Consider the following 19,560-nt stretch of genomic DNA (forward strand, 5'->3'; position numbering starts at 1 on the left):
GATGCAAAAGAAAGAAAAACAGGATTTAATTAAGCAGAGGTTCTACTACTCTACAGATCAAATTATAGAGAAACCTTTTAACTGGAAACAGATGGGGAGGTTAATGGGGTATATTAAGCCGTATTCGAAAAACCTTTTGCCCCTCTCATTTCTTACTGTTATTTTAACGACCATTGTCCGTTTAATTGTGCCGATTTTAATCGGGGTATACACGCTGGATAAAGCAATCGTTCAAAAAGATCTGGATTTGCTTTGGGTGCTGGTAGGGTCCATTTTTGGGCTTTACCTCGTTTCTTATGTGGCCAATACGCTCAGGATCAGGTGGATGAACATGCTTGGTCAAAATGTGATATATGATTTGCGCAAGCATTTGTTTACACATGTGCAATCTCTGTCCCACCGCTTTTTTGATTCCAGATCAGCAGGATCCATTCTCGTTCGGATCATGAATGACATTAACTCTCTTCAGGAGCTTTTTACAAGCGGGGTTATCAATCTATTAATGGATTTCCTGCTGCTGATAGGCGTTATCGTTATTCTGTTTACAATCAGTCCGCCTCTTGCCCTTGCGATCATGATTATCCTGCCGGTCATGTTTTTTATCTCAACAAGCCTGCGGAAAAAAATCCGGAGATCCTGGCAAACGGTCCGCCTGAAGCAGTCCATGCTGAATTCACATTTGAATGAAAGCATACAGGGCATCCGGGTTACTCAAGCTTACACACAGGAAAAGGAAAATATCGAATTCTTTGATGGCATCAATACGGAAAACTTCAGCAGCTGGCAGGATGCCACTCAGAAAAATGCCGTGTTCCGTCCATTCGTTGAAATGACAAATGCCATCGGAACAGCCATCCTTATTTGGTTCGGTGCCTCATTAATTGCAAATGAATCGATTACAATTGGTGAGTTTGTTTCATTTGCTTTTTACCTTGGCATGTTTTGGGAGCCGATTTCAAGGCTTGGCCAAGTGTATAATCAGCTTCTGATGGGGATGGCATCATCTGAACGGATATTTGAATTTTTAGATGAAAAGCCAATTGTTTCAGAATCTGATGATCCGGTCGTTCTTTTAGATATGAAGGGGGATATCGCGTTTGATAAAGTTGAATTCTCATATGATGGAAACCGCAAAGCGTTAAAAGGGGTATCACTTCAAATCGCGTCTGGTCAAACTGTTGCACTTGTTGGCCATACAGGTTCAGGAAAAACAACGATTGCTAATTTAATCAGCCGCTTTTACGATGCAACAGGCGGCGAGGTAAAGATAGACGGCTATAACATCCGGGATTTATCAATTGGAAGCTTGCGGTCACAAATCAGTGTAGTCCTGCAGGATACTTTTATCTTCTCGGGAACGATCATGGAAAATATCCGATTCGGCCGACCGGATGCAGCAGACGAAGAAGTCATTGCAGCAGCTGAAGCTGTCGGGGCAGATGAATTTATTAAAGATTTAGTAAATGGCTATGAGACAGAGGTGGAAGAACGCGGCAACGTTTTATCTGTTGGGGAAAGACAGCTTCTCTCCTTTGCAAGAGCCATTCTGGCAGATCCAAAAATATTAATTTTGGATGAAGCAACAGCAAGTATCGATACAGAATCAGAAGTGAAAATCCAGCAGGCATTAAAAACGCTTTTAAAAGGAAGAACCGCAATCATGATTGCCCATCGCTTATCAACTATTCGCGAGGCAGACAACATCATTGTACTCGATCATGGGAATATCATGGAGCAGGGCAATCACGAAGAGCTTATGAAGCAGCAGGGAATCTACTATGAGCTTGTTAAGGCTCAATTCAGAATGCTTGATGCAGGGTAAAAACAAAGAGCCAATCGATCGCGATTGGCTCTTTTTCTTGCGTTGAATAAATATATTCGAAGAATAATAGAAATTGTGAAACCTATTTTTATAAGAATCGTATTACTTACAGAACATATAAAATTGGAGGTAATTGGATTATGGAACAGCAAACAAATCCGGCAGTAGAAGGAAACGCATCTCAGCCGCCAAAACCGTCTTTATTCGGTATGATCATGAACCCGGGGGAGCAGTTTGACCGTATTCGTCAAAAACCAAAGGTGCTTGTCGGTTTTCTGCTTGTCACATTATTTCTTTTAGCAGGTACGTTTTTATCGTTAGCTAATAGTCCTGAAATAACAGGAGAGTTAACATCAGAGCTTGGAATGACTGCTGAAGAAGCAGCTATGTTCGGCACGGTTATGGGAGTTGTGGGAATTGTTGCAGGAGGTATTGGGAGCATTATTGTTCTTATTATTATGGCTGCCATTACACTGGCGATTGCGAAAATGACTGGTTCTGCCGTTAAATTTAAACAAATCCTTTCCATGACGATTTACATTGCATTTGTCACATCTATCGGAACGCTTTTAAACGGTCTTATTGCATTTTTAGTAAAAGAAGAAAATTATATTAATCCATACACTAGCTTAAACAGCATTGTTGGTGCTGAAGGCGGCTTGGGCGGATTGCTCATGACGTTTGAAGTTTTCACGATTTGGGGAACGATTTTGACGGCAATCGGTCTTCAGCGTGTTGCAGGTTTATCTAAAGCAGCAGCCTGGACAATCGCGATCGTTTTCTTCGTCATCGGCGCAGTATTAGCCGCTGCAGGAGGAGTGCTTGAAGGGATGTTCCCTGCAGCATGAAGAAAAAAATCTGGCTTTCAATCGGTGTCGTTTCAATCATAGTTTTGCTTGTGGGTGTAAACGTCTATCGTGCGATGAGTAAAGAAGAGGTAACGGTCAGTACAGTGAAGCTTTCACAGCAGGAAATTGCTTCGAATGTCATGGTGCCCGGTACCCTAAGATTCCAAAATGAACAGTATATTTATCAAGATCCTGAAAAAGGGGAAATTGCTGAAATTCTAGTAAAAGAGGGAGAGACCGTAAATGCGGGAACTCCCCTCCTCCGCTATGAAAATGAACAATTCTCTCTTGAAAAAGAGCAAAATGCTCTATCCATTGAATCAAGCTATCTTAAAATCAATCAGCTTGAAAAACAGCTGGATGATTTAAGTGAGAAAGAAAAAGATTTATCCAAGCAAGTTGGAAAAGAGGAAGCAGAAAAAACGATCGAAGCAGAGCATAATCAGCTGGAAATGGAGCAAAAGATGGCTGATATTGAACTTCGTCAGCTGCTGCTTCAAAAAGAGACAATAGAAAAACAGCTGAATACTCTCGAAGTGAAAAGCGACATTGCAGGCACTGTCATTACAATTGAAGAACATCCCGAACAGACTTCAGAACAGGGCGGCATGAAAGCAGTTATACATATTGCAAAAACAGATCAATTTATTGTCAGCGGTGTTTTGTCAGAATATGATTCTTTAAAAGCTGCAGAAGGACAGCCTGTTACCTTAAGTTCTGATGTTGTGCCGGATGCTGAGTGGAAGGGCAAAGTGAGCAAAATCGGACTGTTTCCTGAGACTTCATCAAGTACAATGGGAACGGAAAATGCGGCCGTACAATATCCGGTTGAGGTAATCATTGAAGGCAGCGAAATGAAGGCAAAACCCGGCTTTAAGCTGATCATGGAAATTGAAACTGAAAAGCGCAATGTTCAGACCGTACCTGTAGATGCTGTAAAACAGGATGGCGAGGACTATTTTGTCTATACAGTTGAAGACGGAAAAACAAAGAAAAAGACCATTGAAATTGGAACGGCTTCTTCCGATTATATGGAAGTGAAAGAGGGCTTATCAGCCGATGATGCCATCGTTTCAAAGCCGAAAGATGATCTTCTCAGCGGAACGGAAGTGACGGTGAAATGATCCAGCTTTCCGGCATTACGAAAAGCTACAAGGTCGGAAAAGAATCATTCGACGTTTTAAAAGATATCCATCTGACCATTGAAGAAGGCGAATTCATTTCCATCATGGGGCCATCCGGCTCAGGTAAATCGACGCTAATGAATATTATCGGCTGTCTCGACAGGCCGACAACCGGCCACTATTTTCTGGACGGGGAAGATGTAGCAGCCTATCAGGACACAGATCTTGCAAAAGTGAGGAACCTCTCCATCGGCTTTGTGTTTCAGCAGTTTCAGCTCCTGCCTAGACTTACGGCCTTGAAAAATGCAGAGCTTCCAATGGTGTATGCAGGTGTAAAGAAAAAAGAGCGGGAAGAGCGGGCGATGCTGGCATTGGAGAAAGTTGGCCTTGCAGACCGCATGAATCATCTCCCTAATGAGCTCTCAGGCGGACAAAAACAGCGTGTAGCTATTGCCCGTTCCATCGTCAACAAACCCCGGCTAATTCTTGCAGATGAGCCGACAGGTGCTCTTGATACAAAGACAAGCGTTTCCGTTATGGAGCAATTTGCAGCTCTTAATGTTGAGGGGACAACAGTCATCATTGTTACGCATGAACAGGAAGTAGCGGACTACACGAAGCGTATAATCATGGTAAGAGACGGGGAAGTTCAGTCTCACGGGGCAGAAAGGAGAAACGCATGAGCATGTTAGAAAACCTGCGAATGGCGTTCGCTTCTGTCCTTGCTCATAAGCTCAGATCCATTTTAACAATGCTTGGAATTATTATTGGTGTTGCATCTGTTATACTGGTCGTTGCAATCGGACAGGGCGGAGAGCAGATGCTGAAATCACAATTTACCGGATCCAGCAACACAATTGAAGTGTTTTACCAGCCAAGTGAAGAAGAAATGCAGTCCAATCCCAATGCTTATATGGAGTCAGCATTTACGCAGTCTGATATTGATGATTTATCCGAAATCCCTGAAGTCTCTAAAGTAGTGGCCTCAAGCTCTGAATTCATGCAAGCCCGGTACAGGGAAGATACGGCGGATACGTCCATTTTCGGCATTAATAAGGCTTACATTGAGGTAAACGAACTGAAAATTGAGTCTGGAAGAAACCTTATCGATGGCGATTTTATCAGCGGACGCCGTGTAGGCATTATCAGTCAGGAGACAAAGAAAGAGCTATTTAAAGAGACGGATCCTTTGGGAGAAGTGATCTGGATAAACGGGCAGCCGTTTGAAATTATCGGTGTGCTTGAAAAGCCGACTGGTCTTTTTTCTTTTGGTTCGATGGAAATTTACATTCCTTCCAATACGTATCGGGATTCATTCGGCAAATCTGATTTTAATCAGGTAACTATTCAGGCGGACAATGCTGAAATGCTTCAAGAAGCAGGAAAAAAAGCAACCGCTCTCTTAAATCAGAAGCATGACAAAGAAGATGAGTATCAAGTCTTTAATATGGAAGAAATCGCAGAAGGGATTGGTCAGGTGACAAGAATTATGACATTAATCATCGGATCAATCGCAGGGATTTCACTCTTTGTCGGCGGCATCGGGGTCATGAATATTATGCTTGTATCTGTCACAGAAAGAACCCGCGAAATTGGCATAAGAAAAGCGCTTGGTGCGACAAAAAGACAAATACTCACTCAGTTTCTAATTGAGTCCATCACCCTTACGCTCATCGGCGGAATCATCGGTATCCTGCTAGGGGCTTGCGGAGCATCGCTTGTCTCCGTTATTGCAGGATGGCCTTCACTCGTTTCATGGCAGGTTGTACTCGGCGGACTTGCATTCTCCATGATCATCGGCGTCATCTTTGGCATGCTGCCTGCAAATAAAGCAGCTCGTCTTGATCCGATTGATTCTCTCAGGTATGAATAGCGTTAGCTCATCTCCTTAGATGAGCTTTTTTCGTTAGTAAGAAGGACTACTATTTACTGGAAAAGATGCCCCAGTTCTAATGTGTTGTTTTCCTTCGGGGTGTCTATAATTAGAAGTAAAGGGATGTATGGTCAAAAACCAGGGACAAGTGGTCAGTACAGGCTTTTCCGTATTTCTAATAAAAAACTCTTGCTCCATGCTGTTGATGATGGTAAAAAGGGAATAGGTATTTCATGTGCAGATGAGATTGGAATGATTTGGATGAAGGTAGGAAAAATTGCAGCATTTCTGGTTAAAATGATGCTGCTTGCCGTTCTTTTGCTGTTGGTTTATTCTTCGGTCAGCATCTGGAATTTCGGCAATAAACACGAATCGGTTAAAACGGATGCAGCCATTGTGCTCGGAGCAGCTGCATGGGGAGAGGATCCTTCGCCGGTATTTAAAGAACGGATCAATCACGCAATCCGGCTTTATAAAAAGGAAGATGTTGATAAGATTATCTTCACAGGCGGCAAAGCGATAAAAACAGACTTGCCTGAAGCAGTAGTCGGAAAAAACTATGCCGTGAAGAACGGTGTGAAAGAATCTGATATTTTAATTGAGACAAGCTCAAGACTGACAGAAGATAATTTAAAATACGCTTACGAAGCAGGAAAAAAAGCAGGATTGCAGTCATACACGATCGTAAGCGATCCCTATCATATGAAGCGGTCTGTTCTGCTTGCGAAACAGATTGGGATGAATGTTTCTTCTTCTCCTACTACGACTTCAGCGTATCAAACTTGGGAAACGAAATTGCCTGTGTATTCAAAAGAAGTACTTTTTTATGCAGGATACCTGGTAACTTCGACATTTGAATAAAAAGAAAAATAAGAGGATTCATCCATGGATGAATCCTCTTGTTTTATTATGTCTGCTACTGAAAAAGCGCTGTTTGAGGATTCATATAACTAATTCAATCATTTGATTGAATAATTTTATACTAAAACCAAGCAAGATTATACCTGCAATAAAGGTAACGGCTTTCAGCATTTTATCCTGAATAAAATCACGGATAAAATGAACAGTAATTGCGATATTCAGATTCCAGAGAGTAACGCCTCCAATAATAAGCAGACTGTAAATCAGGAGATAAAAAACGGTATGGTGCGGCCCAAGACTGGTCAGCGCAGTGCCATAAACACCAAGCCAGAACACAAAAATAAACGGGTCGCCCAGTGCTATCAAAAAGCCCGTCCAATAAGATCCTGCACTGCTGGTATTTTCGTCTTCTTTCTTTATCATTTTTTCAGAAGACAGGGAACGAAGAATACTGTTTATACCAAGCCTTGCTAATAGAAAACATCCGACTGCGCTAAAAATTGCAGAGAACAGCGTGCTTTGTAGAAACGTAACGAGTCCGAGAAATATCCCAAACATTAATAGCATATCAACCGTGATGGCGCCGATTCCAACAAGCATCGCAGGCCAAAACCCCCCCATTATCCCCCTTTTGATCATCTCTAACTTAATCGGACCTATTGGTGCAGCTAAACTTATGCCAAGAACAATCGGCTTAACAATAAAGAGCAGGCTTTCCATCCGCATTCATCCGCCTTTCGATTCCTTGTCCATTAAGTGTATTCGGGGAGGGTGCGTTTATTGTTCATAAATTCTCCAGCTGCATAATAAATAGTAAAATTAAATGGCTTGGATGGATAAAAAGGACATGTGATTTTTTCTTTTTTATTTGTGCAAAAAGGGTTTTAAATCGTCTGCGCCTAACTACTAAAGGAGAAAAATATCAGGCAAAAGGGGGATCAATATGAATAATATACATAAGTCACACTCATTACTGGAATGGGGGAAGGCTATCTTGCTTGCTGCTTGTCTGGCTCTTATCATCCGTCTTTTTCTCTTTGAGCCATATTTAGTGGAGGGGTCTTCAATGGACCCGACCCTTCATGACGGTGAACGCCTGTTTGTAAACAAATCCAGCTTTATGATCGGGGATGTGAACAGGGGAGATATCGTCATCATTGATGGCGAGGAGAAGAATGTTCATTATGTGAAACGGGTTATTGGACTGCCTGGGGATACAGTGGAGGTTAAAGATCATCAGGTTTTAATAAATGGCAAGCTGCTTGAGGAACCATATTTGCTTTCAAATAAAAAGAAGGCGGAAAAACTCGGACTGTATTTGATGGATGATTTTGAATCCATTACTGTTCCTGATCATGAAGTTTTTGTTATGGGGGATAACCGCACAAACAGTATGGATTCAAGAAACGGTCTTGGCAGCATCACGAAAGATCGCATTGCCGGCAAGGCAGAATTTGTGTTCTTTCCATTTGAAAAGATAAGAAAAACAAAATAATCTAGAGATGTAACGAAATGGAAATCGCACTCGTCTAATCGTTTATATAAAAGGGGAGTGTGTTGATCATGAAAAAGTTTGGAACTATTATCGTTATCCTATTACTTACTTTATTTAGCGCAGCTTGCAGCAATTCAGAAAGCAAGTCAGATAAAAGCGCGGACAGCTCAGCCGGAAAGTCCGCCAATGAAATAGCGGACTCTGATATGACAATGAATTCAGAAGGTGAGCAGGCTGATAAAGCAGAAATTTCTTCACCTGAAAACAAAGTCTCGTCAACACCTGATAACCGCAAAGTTATTTACACAGCTGATCTGTATATTAGAGTTAAAAACTTTAATCAGGCTGTATCGGCTTTTCAAGATACGATTGCCTCACTTGGCGGGTATGTCATTGAATCAAATACATATTCAAGTGAGGATGAAATGCCAAAAGAAGGGTCATTAACAGTCAAAGTCCCCCAGGATAAATTCCAGAGCTTCTTAAAAACCGTTGAAAAAGGAAGCGTAAAAGTGAATCAGCAAACTGTCACAGGCCAGGATGTAACAGAGGAATACGTCGACCTAGAATCAAGACTGAAAGCAAAAAAGGCTGTTGAAGAAAGACTATTAAGCTTTATGAAAGATGCTCAAAAAACAGAGGATCTGCTGAAAATTTCCTCGGATCTAAGTGCAGTACAAGAGGAGATGGAACAGATTACAGGCAGAATCAATTACTTGAAAAACCAAACTTCTTTTGCAACGATCACGATGCAGATTTCTGAGGATAAGATTTCTGTGCCCGGACTTGAAAACGAAGAATTGAATACGTGGGAGAAAACGAAAAAACAGTTCATGGAAAGCCTGAACGCTCTGCTTGCAGCAGGTTCTGCCGTGATTGTCTTCACAGCAGGAAATCTTCCTGTTCTGCTAGTCCTTTTATTAATTTGTTTTGCAGTGTGGCTTGGAATTAAGAAATACATGAATAAAGGCAATTCAGCGCCTCCAACTGATATGGGAGAATAATCTCTGGTTTTCGTTTTTCCATGATGAAAAAAGACGGGATGCGAATACCGTAAGCGTAGGGAGGAAATAAGATTTCGATCCGGTAAAGAAACGCGAAGAATAGAAAAAACAGACATCCGATAAGGATGTCTGTTTTTTATGTGTAAATCAATGTTAAAACAAGCATCGTAACAAATACGGCACCGATAATTCCGAGTATAGATTTCAGAAAGGATACCTTCGCATCTATTTTTCCATATTTGGTTAAGATTTTTTTGCTGAAATAGTGGACGATGAGATAAATGACGACGAGGCCGATGAAAAATGTGACATTGCTCGTCTGAAAACCTGTAAAAGCAAGAAACAATCCGGTAAATAGAATATAAAGAGAGTATTCTAGGAGTGTAAGTAATTTCATATGGGATAACCTCCGGGATGTAATACACATAATCCTATCATAAAAAAGTACCGTTCAAAACGTTTGGAATGTGAACATTAGATGGACTTTGCGGAAATGCCAGGAATATTTTTGAGGCAAAGCTGCAATTATTATTTTTTTTCGCCAGTTCGTGTTATAATTTTGTAGATTATGTATAGATGGAGGACTAACTTTAATGATTACAGTAAGCAATGTAGGATTGCGCTATGGTGACCGCAAACTTTTTGAAGATGTTAACATAAAATTCACCCCTGGCAACTGCTATGGTTTAATTGGAGCAAACGGTGCTGGGAAATCTACCTTTATTAAGATTCTCTCAGGCGAGATTGAAGCACAGACAGGAAACGTGAGCTTAGGACCTGGAGAGCGTCTGGCTGTTCTTAAACAAAATCACTTTGAATATGAAGACTATGAAGTGATGAAGGTTGTCATAATGGGTCATGCACGCCTTTATGAAGTCATGCAGGAGAAGGATGCCATTTACATGAAAGCTGACTTCTCAGATGAAGACGGCATGCGGGCAGCCGAACTTGAAGGCGAATTTGCCGAACTTAATGGGTGGGAAGCAGAGAGTGAAGCTGCCATTCTATTAAAAGGACTTGGCATTACTGATGAGCTTCATTCGAAGAAAATGGCTGACTTAACAGGCGGAGACAAAGTGAAAGTATTACTTGCTCAAGCATTGTTTGGCAAGCCTGACGTTCTTCTTCTTGATGAGCCTACGAACCACTTGGACATCAAAGCGATTCAATGGCTGGAAGAGTTCCTGATCAATTTTGAAAATACTGTTATTGTCGTATCCCATGACCGTCACTTCCTTAATAAAGTATGTACGCATATTGCAGACCTTGATTATGGGAAAATTCAGGTTTATGTCGGAAACTATGATTTCTGGTATGAATCAAGTCAGCTTGCGAGCCGCATGGCATCTGATGCAAACAAGAAAAAAGAAGAGAAAATCAAAGAGCTTCAAGCGTTTATCGCGCGATTCAGTGCAAATGCATCGAAATCAAAGCAGGCAACATCAAGAAAGAAATTGCTTGATAAAATTTCTCTTGATGATATCAGACCATCTTCACGCCGCTATCCTTGGGTCGGCTTTACACCTGAGCGTGAAATCGGCAATGATGTTCTGCGCGTTGACGGCATTTCAAAAACAATTGACGGAGTAAAAGTTCTTGATAATGTAAGCTTTATTATGAATAAAGAAGATAAAATCGCTCTTGTCGGCCGTGATGAAATCGCGATTACAGCTTTATTTAAAATTCTGATGGGTGAAATGGAAGCAGACAGCGGAACATTCAAATGGGGAGTAACAACTTCTCAAGCGTATTTCCCTAAAGACAACAGCGAATTTTTCGAAGGCGTAGAATCAAACCTTGTAGACTGGCTTCGCCAATACTCGCCGAACGACCAAAGCGAAAGCTTCCTTCGCGGGTTCCTTGGAAGAATGCTCTTCTCAGGCGAAGAAGTTCTCAAAAAAGCAAGCGTCTTATCGGGTGGAGAAAAAGTCCGCTGCATGCTGTCTAAAATGATGCTAAGCAGCTCAAACATTCTGCTTTTAGATGAGCCTACGAACCATTTAGACTTAGAATCAATCACTGCACTTAACAACGGATTAATCGCATTCAAGGGCGCAATGATTTTCACATCTCATGACCATCAGTTTGTTCAAACGATTGCAAATCGCATCATTGAAGTAACACCAAATGGCGTTATTGACAAACAAATGTCATATGATGAGTACCTAGAGAATGAGGATGTTCAAAAACAGATTCAAACAATGTATGCATAGGAAAGCTAAGCCGACTGTAATTTAGTCTGATCCAGCACAAAAAAACCGCCAATCGGCGGTTTTTATTTTTTTCTATCCAGCTGTCAACAAGCCCGGGGTTTTTATCCATCCATCTTTTTCACAGGCATCTGTTCTTGTGTGAGAGACTCTTCCTGTACGTATTTAATAAGGGAATTTAACAGTTTATCATTCATTTTCCATTCTGACATCCATTTTACGATTTCAGGGTGTTCTTCAGTAAACCGAATGGGGGACATGGAGTGGATTTTGTCAGGTGCTTTGGGATACTTTAAATATTTGATTTTGTAATCCGCAAAAACCCAGTGCGGACTCCAAAGCACATTCACTCCAAGTACCGGAGCAAAACAAGAGATGCGATAACGACCATAGACAGGGCAAGGATTCTTTGGTTATCCCGCCATAACGGTTGCAAGGATTGAGGTCGGTCGCGGATTTGAAGCAGGTATCGCATTGTCATCCTTGCCATTATTTTAGACCGGATTACTCAAAATCTTGGACGAAGAAAAAAGAAGTATAAGAAGAAATCCTGCTTTTTCAAGCAGGATTTTTTGTTTTTTCTCAATTGGTTCTATAAACTTATGATGTAGGGAAGGGGATGGAAAAGTGAAAGTATTAGTTGTTGGAGCAGGAGCGGTTGGCGGATATTTTGGTGCTCGCCTCGCTGAAAAAGGGGAAGATGTCACATTTTTAGTCAGAGAAAAAAGGGCACATTTACTGAATAAGCATGGATTACAAGTTAAAAGTATACACGGTGACTATCACTTTCATGCTAAAACATTGCTTGCAGGAGATAATAGGGAAACATTTGATCTCATTTTGTTATCTGTGAAAGCGTATCATCTGGAAAAGGTCGTGGAAGAATTAACTCCATTTGCAGGAGATCAAACACTCATTATGCCGCTGCTGAATGGCTTCGCCCACTTGGAAATGCTGCAGGAGAGATTTTCGAAACAGCGTGTAATCGGCGGTTTATGTTTTATTGAATCGACAGTAGATCAGGAAGGTGCGATCGTGCAGACCAGTCCGATCCATGAGCTTGTATACGGCGCCCTATTTGGCCAGCAGACGGAAAAAGTGGAAAAACTTAAAGCATTATTTGCAGGAACAAATGCCGAAATTCGAAATAGTGACAGGATTCTTGCTGATATGTGGCATAAATATATGTTTATCTCAGGTTTGTCTGGTGTAACCACGCTGTTCCGTTCACCAATCGGGCCTATTCGAGAAAATGAATTCGGCTTGAATGTTATTGAGAAACTCTTTTATGAAATCGGATCGATTATGCGTGCTGAAGGTGCGCCAATTGCTGACGGCATTGAAGATATTCAGCTTAAAAAAATACTTAACATGACAGAGGGAATGAAGTCTTCCATGCAGAGGGATATGGAGAAGCTGACAGAAGTTGAGGCAGATCATTTGCAGGGGTACCTTTTGAAGCTTGCCGAAAAACACAAAATAGATGCACCGATTTTATCCATTGTGTATTCAAATTTAAAAATATACGAGAAGAATCGTTAAGAGAACCGACCTCCTTTATGTTTACGGGTTCCCTTTTGAATGAAAAAATGTCTAAGTGAATAACATAAATACAACGCCCATTTCTCTATCTGGGCGTTTTTATCTTTTTGTCCGGAATTGAATAAAGGCTAATTATGGTATTGAATAATGATATATTCACAACTAATTCACTTTAGTTTGATTCCTCAGTTTGGTGTACCTGATGGTTTTGAGGAATCGAAGGAGACGTATGATTCCTCAACTAGGCAAGCACGCGGGTTTTGTGGAATCAAAGGAGACGTATGATTCCTCAATTAGGCAAGCTCGCGGGTTTTGGGGAATCAAAGGAGAGGTATGATTCCTCAATTAGGCAAGCACGCGGGTTTTGTGGAATCAAAGGAGACGTATGATTCCTCAATCAGGCAAGCTCGCGGGTTATGGGGAATCAAAGGAAAGGTATGATTCCTCAATTAGGCAAACTCCCGGGATTAGGGGAATCAAAGGAGAGGTATGATTCCTCAATTAGGCAAACTCCCGGCTTTTGGTGAATCAAAGAGTGCGAATGATTCCTGAACTAGGCAAACTCCCGGGTTTTGGGGAATCAAAGAGTGCGAATGATTCCTGAACTAGGCAATCTCGCGGGTTTTGAGGAATCAAAGAGTGCGAATGATTCCTGAACTAGGCAATCTCGCGAGATTTGGGGAATCAAAGAGTGCGAATGATTCCTGAGCTAGGCAAACTCCCGGGATTAGGGGAATCAAAGGAGACGTATGATTCCTCAATTAGGCAAGCTCCGGAGTTTTGAGGAATCAAAGAGTGCGAATGATTCCTGAACTAGGCAAACTCCCGGGTTTTGGGGAATCAAAGGAGGCGTATGATTCCTCAATCAGGCAAGCTCCGGAGTTTTGAAGAATCAAAGAAGCTGTTTTATTACCAAAACATGCATAATCCTGTATTTTGAGGAATCATACAAAATGGTTGAATTACTGAAAAACGATGACTCCAGGGTACTGAATACTCAAACAGTTAATCTCCAAAAAACATCAAGCTGTTAACAACAAAAAACGGATACAAATTGCTGTACAATTTAATACCCGTTTTTATCTCTATTTTTCAGTTTTGCTTAAAGCGGAACCCACTTGCATAATATAGAAGGCCGTTTTAAAAAAGCTATTTCTGCAAGGCATTCAGCTGATTCTTCAGCCCTGAATGATCTAAATTTTCGCCGATAAAAACAAGCGTCTTTTTCATTTTTACAGGCTCTTTTAAGTAGAGCGGCATGCCATATGAATACTGAAACAGGTACGTATCCTCAGAATGTGTGAAGGAAAGGTAACCCTTTATGCGGTAGATCGTATCAGGCATGTTTCTCAGAAAATCCTCAAAAGCTTCAAAATCAATTTGTTCTGTAAAAGTATGAACATATGTTTTTAAATGCAGATCAAGGCTTACATGTGTTTTCTGATGCTCCTTCTGCTGCTTGCGGGTTAATTGCTGAAAATCGCTTAATCTTATATTGGCGTACTGAGTCAGCAGCACCTTGGAATCAGGGGCAATGTTTTGAATGTCAAAGACAAGGGATGCCTGTTCTGATTCTGAGAGATTGTCCACTTTATTTAAGAGGACAATGTCTGCATGATGAATTTGTTCATGCAGAAGTTTTTGAAGCTGAATACTTAAGGCATGGCGATCGTGATAACGGGCACCATCTATAAGTGTAACAATGGATCCTATCGCTAGTTTTTCAGCAAAAACAGGCGATAAACAAGCATCCAGCACTTCAATTGGATGTGCCGCCCCAGTTGTTTCTATGTAGATGGCATCAAGATCGTATTGAGAGAGCATACCCTGGAGCTGTGCTTCTAGCTGGCCTTGCATTGTGCAGCATACACATCCATTTAGAAGCTCTTTTAAGGGAATATCATCTGAGACAGCGTCCGAATCGATGGAAACTTTCCCGAGTTCATTCATAATAACGGCAATTTTACGGTTTTTATTTTGTTCTTGTTTTAAAATATTTTTTAAAAGCGTTGTTTTACCCGCTCCTAAAAATCCGGATAATATGTATACTTCAACAGATTTCATCGTTATACGCTCCCGTTCAGATTGATATGTCTCATCGTACATGAATTTTGCTTTTTCCGTCAATCTTCTTCATGAAATAAGAAAATTCAATGAACATGCTATTCTTTCTATTGTTTATTCCTTTAGTTCACTATAGAATGAAAACTGTTGACATTTTTCCTGGCATTCTAGAATGAGTTGGCAGTATGTGTTAATGAAAGGGCTGTTTTTCAAAGACTGATATAGAAACAAAGTCTTTGTAAAGAGCTAGTGAATATGCCTGGGGGTAACAATTCGTTGAAAAAAATAGCATGGGTAACAGATAGTGTATCGTGTATTTCTGAAGATACAGCTGAAAAATACGGATTTAATGTTGTGCCGCTCTCCATTATATTTGATGGGAATTGTTATAAAGACGGCATTGAACTTACAAATGAAGAATTTTATAAAAAGTTAAAAGCATCGAAAGTTTCACCAACAACAAGTCAGCCTGCTGTAGGTGATTTCGTCGAATTATATGAGAAACTGAAACAGGAATACGAAATGGGGATTGCCATTCATGTGACTTCAAAAGTAAGCGGCACACTGAATGCTTCCATGCTCGCTGCTGAAATTGCCGGGTTTAATATGGTTCATATTGATTCAAAAATTGGCGCAAAAGCCCAGGAATATATGATGCTCGAGGGTGCCCGCATGGACCGGGAAGGGTATACAGGCGTAGAAATAGCCAAACATTTGCAGGAGCTTCCCGAGCGGGTAAGAGGGCTTAACTTGATCGGCAGCCTCGAACAGCTTCACAAAGGGGGACGTGTCTCCGGCGCAGGCATGGTGATCGGCAACCTGCTCCAAATTCGTCCCATTATTGAGTTTCAAAATGGCGAATTAGTGCAGCTGGAAAAAGTAAGAACGACGAAAAAAGCTGAAAACCGCATTTTTGAGCTTTTTAAAGCATCCTATACGGAGAAAGGCGTTTATGGAGTAGCTGTTATTCACAGCAATCTCTTCGAAAAAGCGAGAGAGTGGAAGGAAAGACTTTCACAAATCGACCCTGCATTAGAAATAGAAGTTGGAGATTTAAGTCCAGTTATTTCAGCACATGTTGGTGAAGGAACGATCGGACTGATGTGGTTTGAAAAGAAAACATCTGACAAATAAGCAGAAACCGCCAAGAGATCACCTCCAGGCGGTTTTTAAGTTTTTTATGAGGCAGTTTAGATTGCCCAAGTGCCTTTTCTGAATAGAGGCTCGCTTGTGCCGTCTTCCAAAATGCCGTCAATATCCATTTCTGCTGAACCGATCATAAAATCAACATGAGTGATACTTGAGTTGACGCCGTTTTTCTCCAATTCTTCGCGGGACATCTTCTTTCCGCCTTCAATACAGAAAGCATAAGCATTGCCGATTGCTAAATGATTGGATGCATTTTCATCGAAAAGTGTATTATAAAATAAAACATTTGACATAGAAATAGGAGAATCATGAGGAACAAGAGCCACTTCTCCGAGGTAATGCGAGCCCTCATCTGTTGCTGTGAGTTCCTTTAAAATCTCTTCGCCTTCTTCTGCCTTGACGTCTGTAATCCGGCCTTTTTCAAATGTGATCGAAAAATTGTCAATCAAATTACCACCGTAGCTAAGGGGCTTTGTGCTTGCTACAACACCATTTACGCCTTCTTTTTCAGGAACAGTGAACACTTCTTCTGTCGGCATATTAGCCATAAATTCGTTGCCTTGTTCATTGACGCTTCCAGCGCCAATCCATAGGTGTTTCTCAGGAAGTTCGATTGTTAAATCTGTTCCCTGTGCGCGGTAATGGAGCTTTTTATATTTTCTGCCGTTTAAATATTCTACCTTGCTGTTCAGTGATCGGTCATGTTCCTTCCATGCTGCTACAGGATCTTCAAGATCTGTGCGGGTTGCTTTGAAGATTGCATCCCACAGCTGTTCAACTGCATTTTCACCAGCTTCCGGAAACACTTTTGCAGCCCATTTCTCAGATGGGACCGCAATCACAGACCAGCTTACTTTGTCTGCCTGAACATAATTTCTGTATGTAGATAATGCAGTGCCTGCAGCTTTTGAATTAGCAGCAATTCTCTTCGAGTCAATGCCCTTTAATAAATCAGGGGACGATGAAACGATCGACATAAATGCAGCGCCATTTTCGGCAAGCGTTTCAAGCCCTTTTGCACGCCACTCAGGAAATTCTTCGAAAGCTTCCTGCGGTGCAAGCTCAAATCTTGTACGGGTTACTTCGTCATCATTCCAGTCTACCTGCACGTGTTTTGCACCTGTTTCATAGGCTTTTTTTACAACTAATCGAACAAACTCAGCTGCATCAATGGAAGCGTTGATGACAAGCGTTTGCCCCTTTTGGATATTCACTCCGACTTTGACAGCAAGCTCTGCATATTTTTCGAGATTTTTTTGAAAAGAGGTCATTAGTTTATCTCCTTTAACCAGAATTAGTTCTATTTTATCAGAACTGCTAACATTAGGAAATAAAAAGACTGAGTATTCTATATACAAACAGATATCAGATCGGAATACTTTATCAAATTCACAAGAAAAGTTAGAATAGAAGGGAAAGAAGGTGGAATTGTGCTTGATCATCAATTCATCAAAACGGACAGACAACGGATATTTTTGGAGAAGGCTGCCGAGCTTGCACAGCAGTTCTCAGTGCGTGCCGATTATTACGATAAGCAGGCTCTTTTCCCTTTTGAAAATTTCAATGATTTAAAAAGAGCGGGCTTTTTGAAATTATCAATCCCTCAGAAATATGGCGGAGACGATCTGACTCTTTATGAATTCGTGTTAATACAGGAAAAGCTTGCACAGGGTGACGGAGCAACAGCTCTATCACTTGGATGGCATCTTGGAATTCTTATGAATATTAGAGAAACTGAAAAGTGGGAAGAAAAAACGTATGCACGGATTTCCCGAGAAATCATACAGTTCGACAAATTATTGAACAGTGCAGCGTCTGAACCGAATGGAGGAAGTCCTGCAAGAGGCGGAAAACCTGAAACGACGGCAAAACGCAATGGGGAGAAGTGGATCATTAACGGCAAGAAAATATTCACTTCACTTGCACCTGCGCTTGATTATTTCCTGATTACTGCAACAATAGAGGATACAGGCGAAGTGGGGGAATTTATTATTCCAAGGGAATCTCCCGGGCTGTCCATTGAAGAAACGTGGAACACGCTTGGAATGAGAGGAACAAGAAGCGACGATTTAATTCTTGTGAATGTGGTACTCGAAGCAGAGGCCTTAACGGGTTTGAAAACGAAATCTTCTAAAGGACCGGTTCCGCAAGGCTGGCTGCTCCATATACCGGCATGTTACTTGGGAATTGCCATTGCAGCAAGAAATTTTGCTGTTCAGTTTGCAAAAAAACATCAGCCAAACAGCTTAAATCATCCAATTAAAGATCTGCCTGAAGTAAGAAGAAAAATAGCAAAAATGGATCTTTCGCTTCTGACGGCGAGACATCTTTTATACGGTACAGCGGAAAAATGGGACGCATCACCTAATGAGCGAAATAAGCTCTCAGCTGAACTTGCAGCTGCCAAGACAGTTGCTACAAATACAGCAGTCGAAGTGGTAGATTTAGCCATGCGAGTAGTTGGGGGGCAAAGCATGTTTAATTCCCTTCCCCTCCAAAGATATTACAGAGATGTAAGAGCGGGACTACATAATCCTCCGGCTGATGAGATTACATATTCGATTCTTGCAGACCAGGCTTTTCAAGGAGAGGAACAAGGTAAATGAACCTTTCAAGCGAGTTTAAACAGACAATTATCGGAGTTCATGGAGATTCAGGAGAAGCATGGCTGCGTGAACTGCCTTACCATATTGCCCGCTGTGAGCAGACATACGGTCTTAAAATAGGTGATCCTTATAAATTGACGTATCATTATGTGGCACAGGCTAGTATGGAAAATGGAGAAGAGGCAGTTGTTAAAATCGGTCTTCCCAACCACAAAGATTTAATCGCAGAGTGCATCGCTTTAAAGATAATGGGCAGCGGCAATGGCATGGTAAAGCTGATTGATGACCATTTAAATCAGGGACTATTAATTTTAGAAAAATTAAACCCAGGCACCATGCTGTCAGAGGTGAACAGCGATGAAACGGCTGTTTCAATTGCTTCATCTGTTATGAAGAAAATTTGGCAGCCTTATGCAGGTGACCATGATTTCCCCCACTTGTCAGATTGGATGGCGGGTTTGAGGAGGGTGGAGCAAAATATCATTGCTGAAAAATGGATTCATAAAGCGGAAATTCTTTTTGATGATTTAATTAACTCCAGTACTAACCCCATTCTTCTGCATGGAGATCTTCATCAGGACAATATCTTGAAAAAGGGCAAGGACTGGCTTGCCATAGACCCTAAGGGGGTTATAGGGGAAGCGGAATATGAAGTAACAAGCTTTTCCAAAAATTATCTATTTGATAAAAAAAATCCTAAGGATGTGCTGAGAAAGAGACTTGACCTGTTTGAAAAAGAATTAGGCCTGGACCGAACCCGGATGATTGGCTGGGGCTTTTGTCAGGCTGTACTGAGTGCATGCTGGTGTCTTGAGGATGGGGCAGCATGTTTTGAAGAGAATCTTCATCTGGCCGAGATGTACGATGTCATGATGTAACTGCTTTCAAATGGTGTTGACATATTCAGTTTTTTTATCATATACTAATATCATTCTAATATCGGAAAGGAAAAGGTACAGGAG

The 19,560-nt window shown here is 41.3% G+C and carries 18 protein-coding genes; 13 read left to right on the plus strand and 5 right to left on the minus strand.

The features are described from left to right. Nucleotide 1 precedes the first annotated feature (1 nt). The 6 genes from K8L98_RS09780 to K8L98_RS09805 all read left to right on the plus strand — a co-directional run bounded on the left by K8L98_RS09780 (nucleotide 2) and on the right by K8L98_RS09805 (nucleotide 6,528). Nucleotides 2–1,822: an ABC transporter ATP-binding protein gene (locus K8L98_RS09780; RefSeq protein ID WP_223441820.1), complete on the plus strand. Its 1,821-nt coding sequence runs from the start codon at nucleotides 2–4 to the stop codon at nucleotides 1,820–1,822. Nucleotides 1,823–1,962: 140 nt separating this feature from the next. Continuing rightward, nucleotides 1,963–2,670 carry a YknW family membrane protein gene (gene yknW / locus K8L98_RS09785; protein WP_223441823.1) on the plus strand — a complete coding sequence of 236 codons (708 nt, stop codon included), beginning with the start codon at nucleotides 1,963–1,965 and terminating at the stop codon, nucleotides 2,668–2,670. Continuing rightward, nucleotides 2,667–3,794: an efflux RND transporter periplasmic adaptor subunit gene (locus K8L98_RS09790; protein WP_223441826.1), complete on the plus strand. Its 1,128-nt coding sequence runs from the start codon at nucleotides 2,667–2,669 to the stop codon at nucleotides 3,792–3,794. Before yknW ends, K8L98_RS09790 begins: the two co-directional genes overlap by 4 nt. Then, on the plus strand, nucleotides 3,791–4,477 hold the full coding sequence (locus tag K8L98_RS09795; RefSeq protein WP_223441830.1) for an ABC transporter ATP-binding protein: 687 nt from the start codon (nucleotides 3,791–3,793) through the stop codon (nucleotides 4,475–4,477). Before K8L98_RS09790 ends, K8L98_RS09795 begins: the two co-directional genes overlap by 4 nt. Continuing rightward, nucleotides 4,474–5,667, plus strand: coding sequence for an ABC transporter permease (locus K8L98_RS09800; protein ID WP_223441833.1), 1,194 nt, complete (start codon nucleotides 4,474–4,476; stop codon nucleotides 5,665–5,667). The genes K8L98_RS09795 and K8L98_RS09800 overlap by 4 nt, the downstream gene beginning before the upstream one ends. A 252-nt stretch (nucleotides 5,668–5,919) precedes the next feature. After that, the gene (locus K8L98_RS09805) at nucleotides 5,920–6,528 is read left to right on the plus strand and encodes a YdcF family protein (protein WP_223443297.1); all 609 of its coding nucleotides are present in this window, start codon (nucleotides 5,920–5,922) and stop codon (nucleotides 6,526–6,528) included. A gap of 81 nt (nucleotides 6,529–6,609) precedes the next feature. Here K8L98_RS09805 and K8L98_RS09810 read toward each other — a convergent pair whose 3' ends face one another. Beyond that, on the minus strand, nucleotides 6,610–7,248 hold the full coding sequence (locus K8L98_RS09810) for a LysE family transporter (RefSeq protein ID WP_223441835.1): 639 nt from the start codon (nucleotides 7,246–7,248) through the stop codon (nucleotides 6,610–6,612). A gap of 223 nt (nucleotides 7,249–7,471) precedes the next feature. Between K8L98_RS09810 and lepB the strand changes: the two genes are divergently transcribed. Together lepB and K8L98_RS09820 are read left to right on the plus strand one after the other, a co-directional pair. After that, entirely contained in the window at nucleotides 7,472–8,023 is a 552-nt protein-coding gene (gene lepB / locus K8L98_RS09815; RefSeq protein WP_223441837.1) for a signal peptidase I, read from the plus strand. Nucleotides 8,024–8,091: 68 nt separating this feature from the next. After that, nucleotides 8,092–9,027 (plus strand): DUF4349 domain-containing protein, encoded by a 936-nt coding sequence (locus K8L98_RS09820; protein WP_223441838.1) that lies wholly within the window; start codon nucleotides 8,092–8,094, stop codon nucleotides 9,025–9,027. A gap of 136 nt (nucleotides 9,028–9,163) precedes the next feature. Here the strand turns inward: K8L98_RS09820 and K8L98_RS09825 are convergent, their stop codons facing one another. Beyond that, nucleotides 9,164–9,424 (minus strand): hypothetical protein, encoded by a 261-nt coding sequence (locus K8L98_RS09825; RefSeq protein ID WP_223441839.1) that lies wholly within the window; start codon nucleotides 9,422–9,424, stop codon nucleotides 9,164–9,166. 196 nt (nucleotides 9,425–9,620) lie between these two features. Between K8L98_RS09825 and K8L98_RS09830 the strand changes: the two genes are divergently transcribed. Then, nucleotides 9,621–11,240: an ABC-F family ATP-binding cassette domain-containing protein gene (locus tag K8L98_RS09830; protein WP_223441840.1), complete on the plus strand. Its 1,620-nt coding sequence runs from the start codon at nucleotides 9,621–9,623 to the stop codon at nucleotides 11,238–11,240. 101 nt (nucleotides 11,241–11,341) lie between these two features. Here K8L98_RS09830 and K8L98_RS26845 read toward each other — a convergent pair whose 3' ends face one another. Beyond that, nucleotides 11,342–11,587: a glycine betaine ABC transporter substrate-binding protein gene (locus K8L98_RS26845; protein WP_420828841.1), complete on the minus strand. Its 246-nt coding sequence runs from the start codon at nucleotides 11,585–11,587 to the stop codon at nucleotides 11,342–11,344. A gap of 277 nt (nucleotides 11,588–11,864) precedes the next feature. On the opposite strand from K8L98_RS26845, the gene K8L98_RS09835 reads away from it, so the two are divergent. After that, nucleotides 11,865–12,779 carry a ketopantoate reductase family protein gene (locus tag K8L98_RS09835; RefSeq protein ID WP_223441843.1) on the plus strand — a complete coding sequence of 305 codons (915 nt, stop codon included), beginning with the start codon at nucleotides 11,865–11,867 and terminating at the stop codon, nucleotides 12,777–12,779. Nucleotides 12,780–13,928: 1,149 nt separating this feature from the next. On the opposite strand, the gene K8L98_RS09840 is transcribed toward K8L98_RS09835, so the two are convergent. Then, complete coding sequence (locus K8L98_RS09840; RefSeq protein WP_223441844.1) at nucleotides 13,929–14,843, minus strand: CobW family GTP-binding protein; 915 nt, start codon at nucleotides 14,841–14,843, stop codon at nucleotides 13,929–13,931. Nucleotides 14,844–15,119: 276 nt separating this feature from the next. Between K8L98_RS09840 and K8L98_RS09845 the strand changes: the two genes are divergently transcribed. Further along, nucleotides 15,120–15,977 (plus strand): DegV family protein, encoded by an 858-nt coding sequence (locus K8L98_RS09845; protein ID WP_223441846.1) that lies wholly within the window; start codon nucleotides 15,120–15,122, stop codon nucleotides 15,975–15,977. 56 nt (nucleotides 15,978–16,033) lie between these two features. Here K8L98_RS09845 and K8L98_RS09850 read toward each other — a convergent pair whose 3' ends face one another. Then, a complete protein-coding gene (locus K8L98_RS09850; protein ID WP_223441847.1) occupies nucleotides 16,034–17,263 on the minus strand; it encodes an aminopeptidase in 1,230 nt (409 codons plus the stop codon). A 156-nt stretch (nucleotides 17,264–17,419) separates the two neighbouring features. Between K8L98_RS09850 and K8L98_RS09855 the strand changes: the two genes are divergently transcribed. After that, nucleotides 17,420–18,598: an acyl-CoA dehydrogenase family protein gene (locus K8L98_RS09855; protein ID WP_223443301.1), complete on the plus strand. Its 1,179-nt coding sequence runs from the start codon at nucleotides 17,420–17,422 to the stop codon at nucleotides 18,596–18,598. Continuing rightward, nucleotides 18,595–19,476 carry an aminoglycoside phosphotransferase family protein gene (locus K8L98_RS09860; RefSeq protein ID WP_223441848.1) on the plus strand — a complete coding sequence of 294 codons (882 nt, stop codon included), beginning with the start codon at nucleotides 18,595–18,597 and terminating at the stop codon, nucleotides 19,474–19,476. The genes K8L98_RS09855 and K8L98_RS09860 overlap by 4 nt, the downstream gene beginning before the upstream one ends. Nucleotides 19,477–19,560 lie beyond the last annotated feature (84 nt).

Source organism: Metabacillus dongyingensis (genome assembly GCF_019933155.2).
Lineage (GTDB): Bacteria > Bacillota > Bacilli > Bacillales > Bacillaceae > Bacillus_P > Bacillus_P dongyingensis.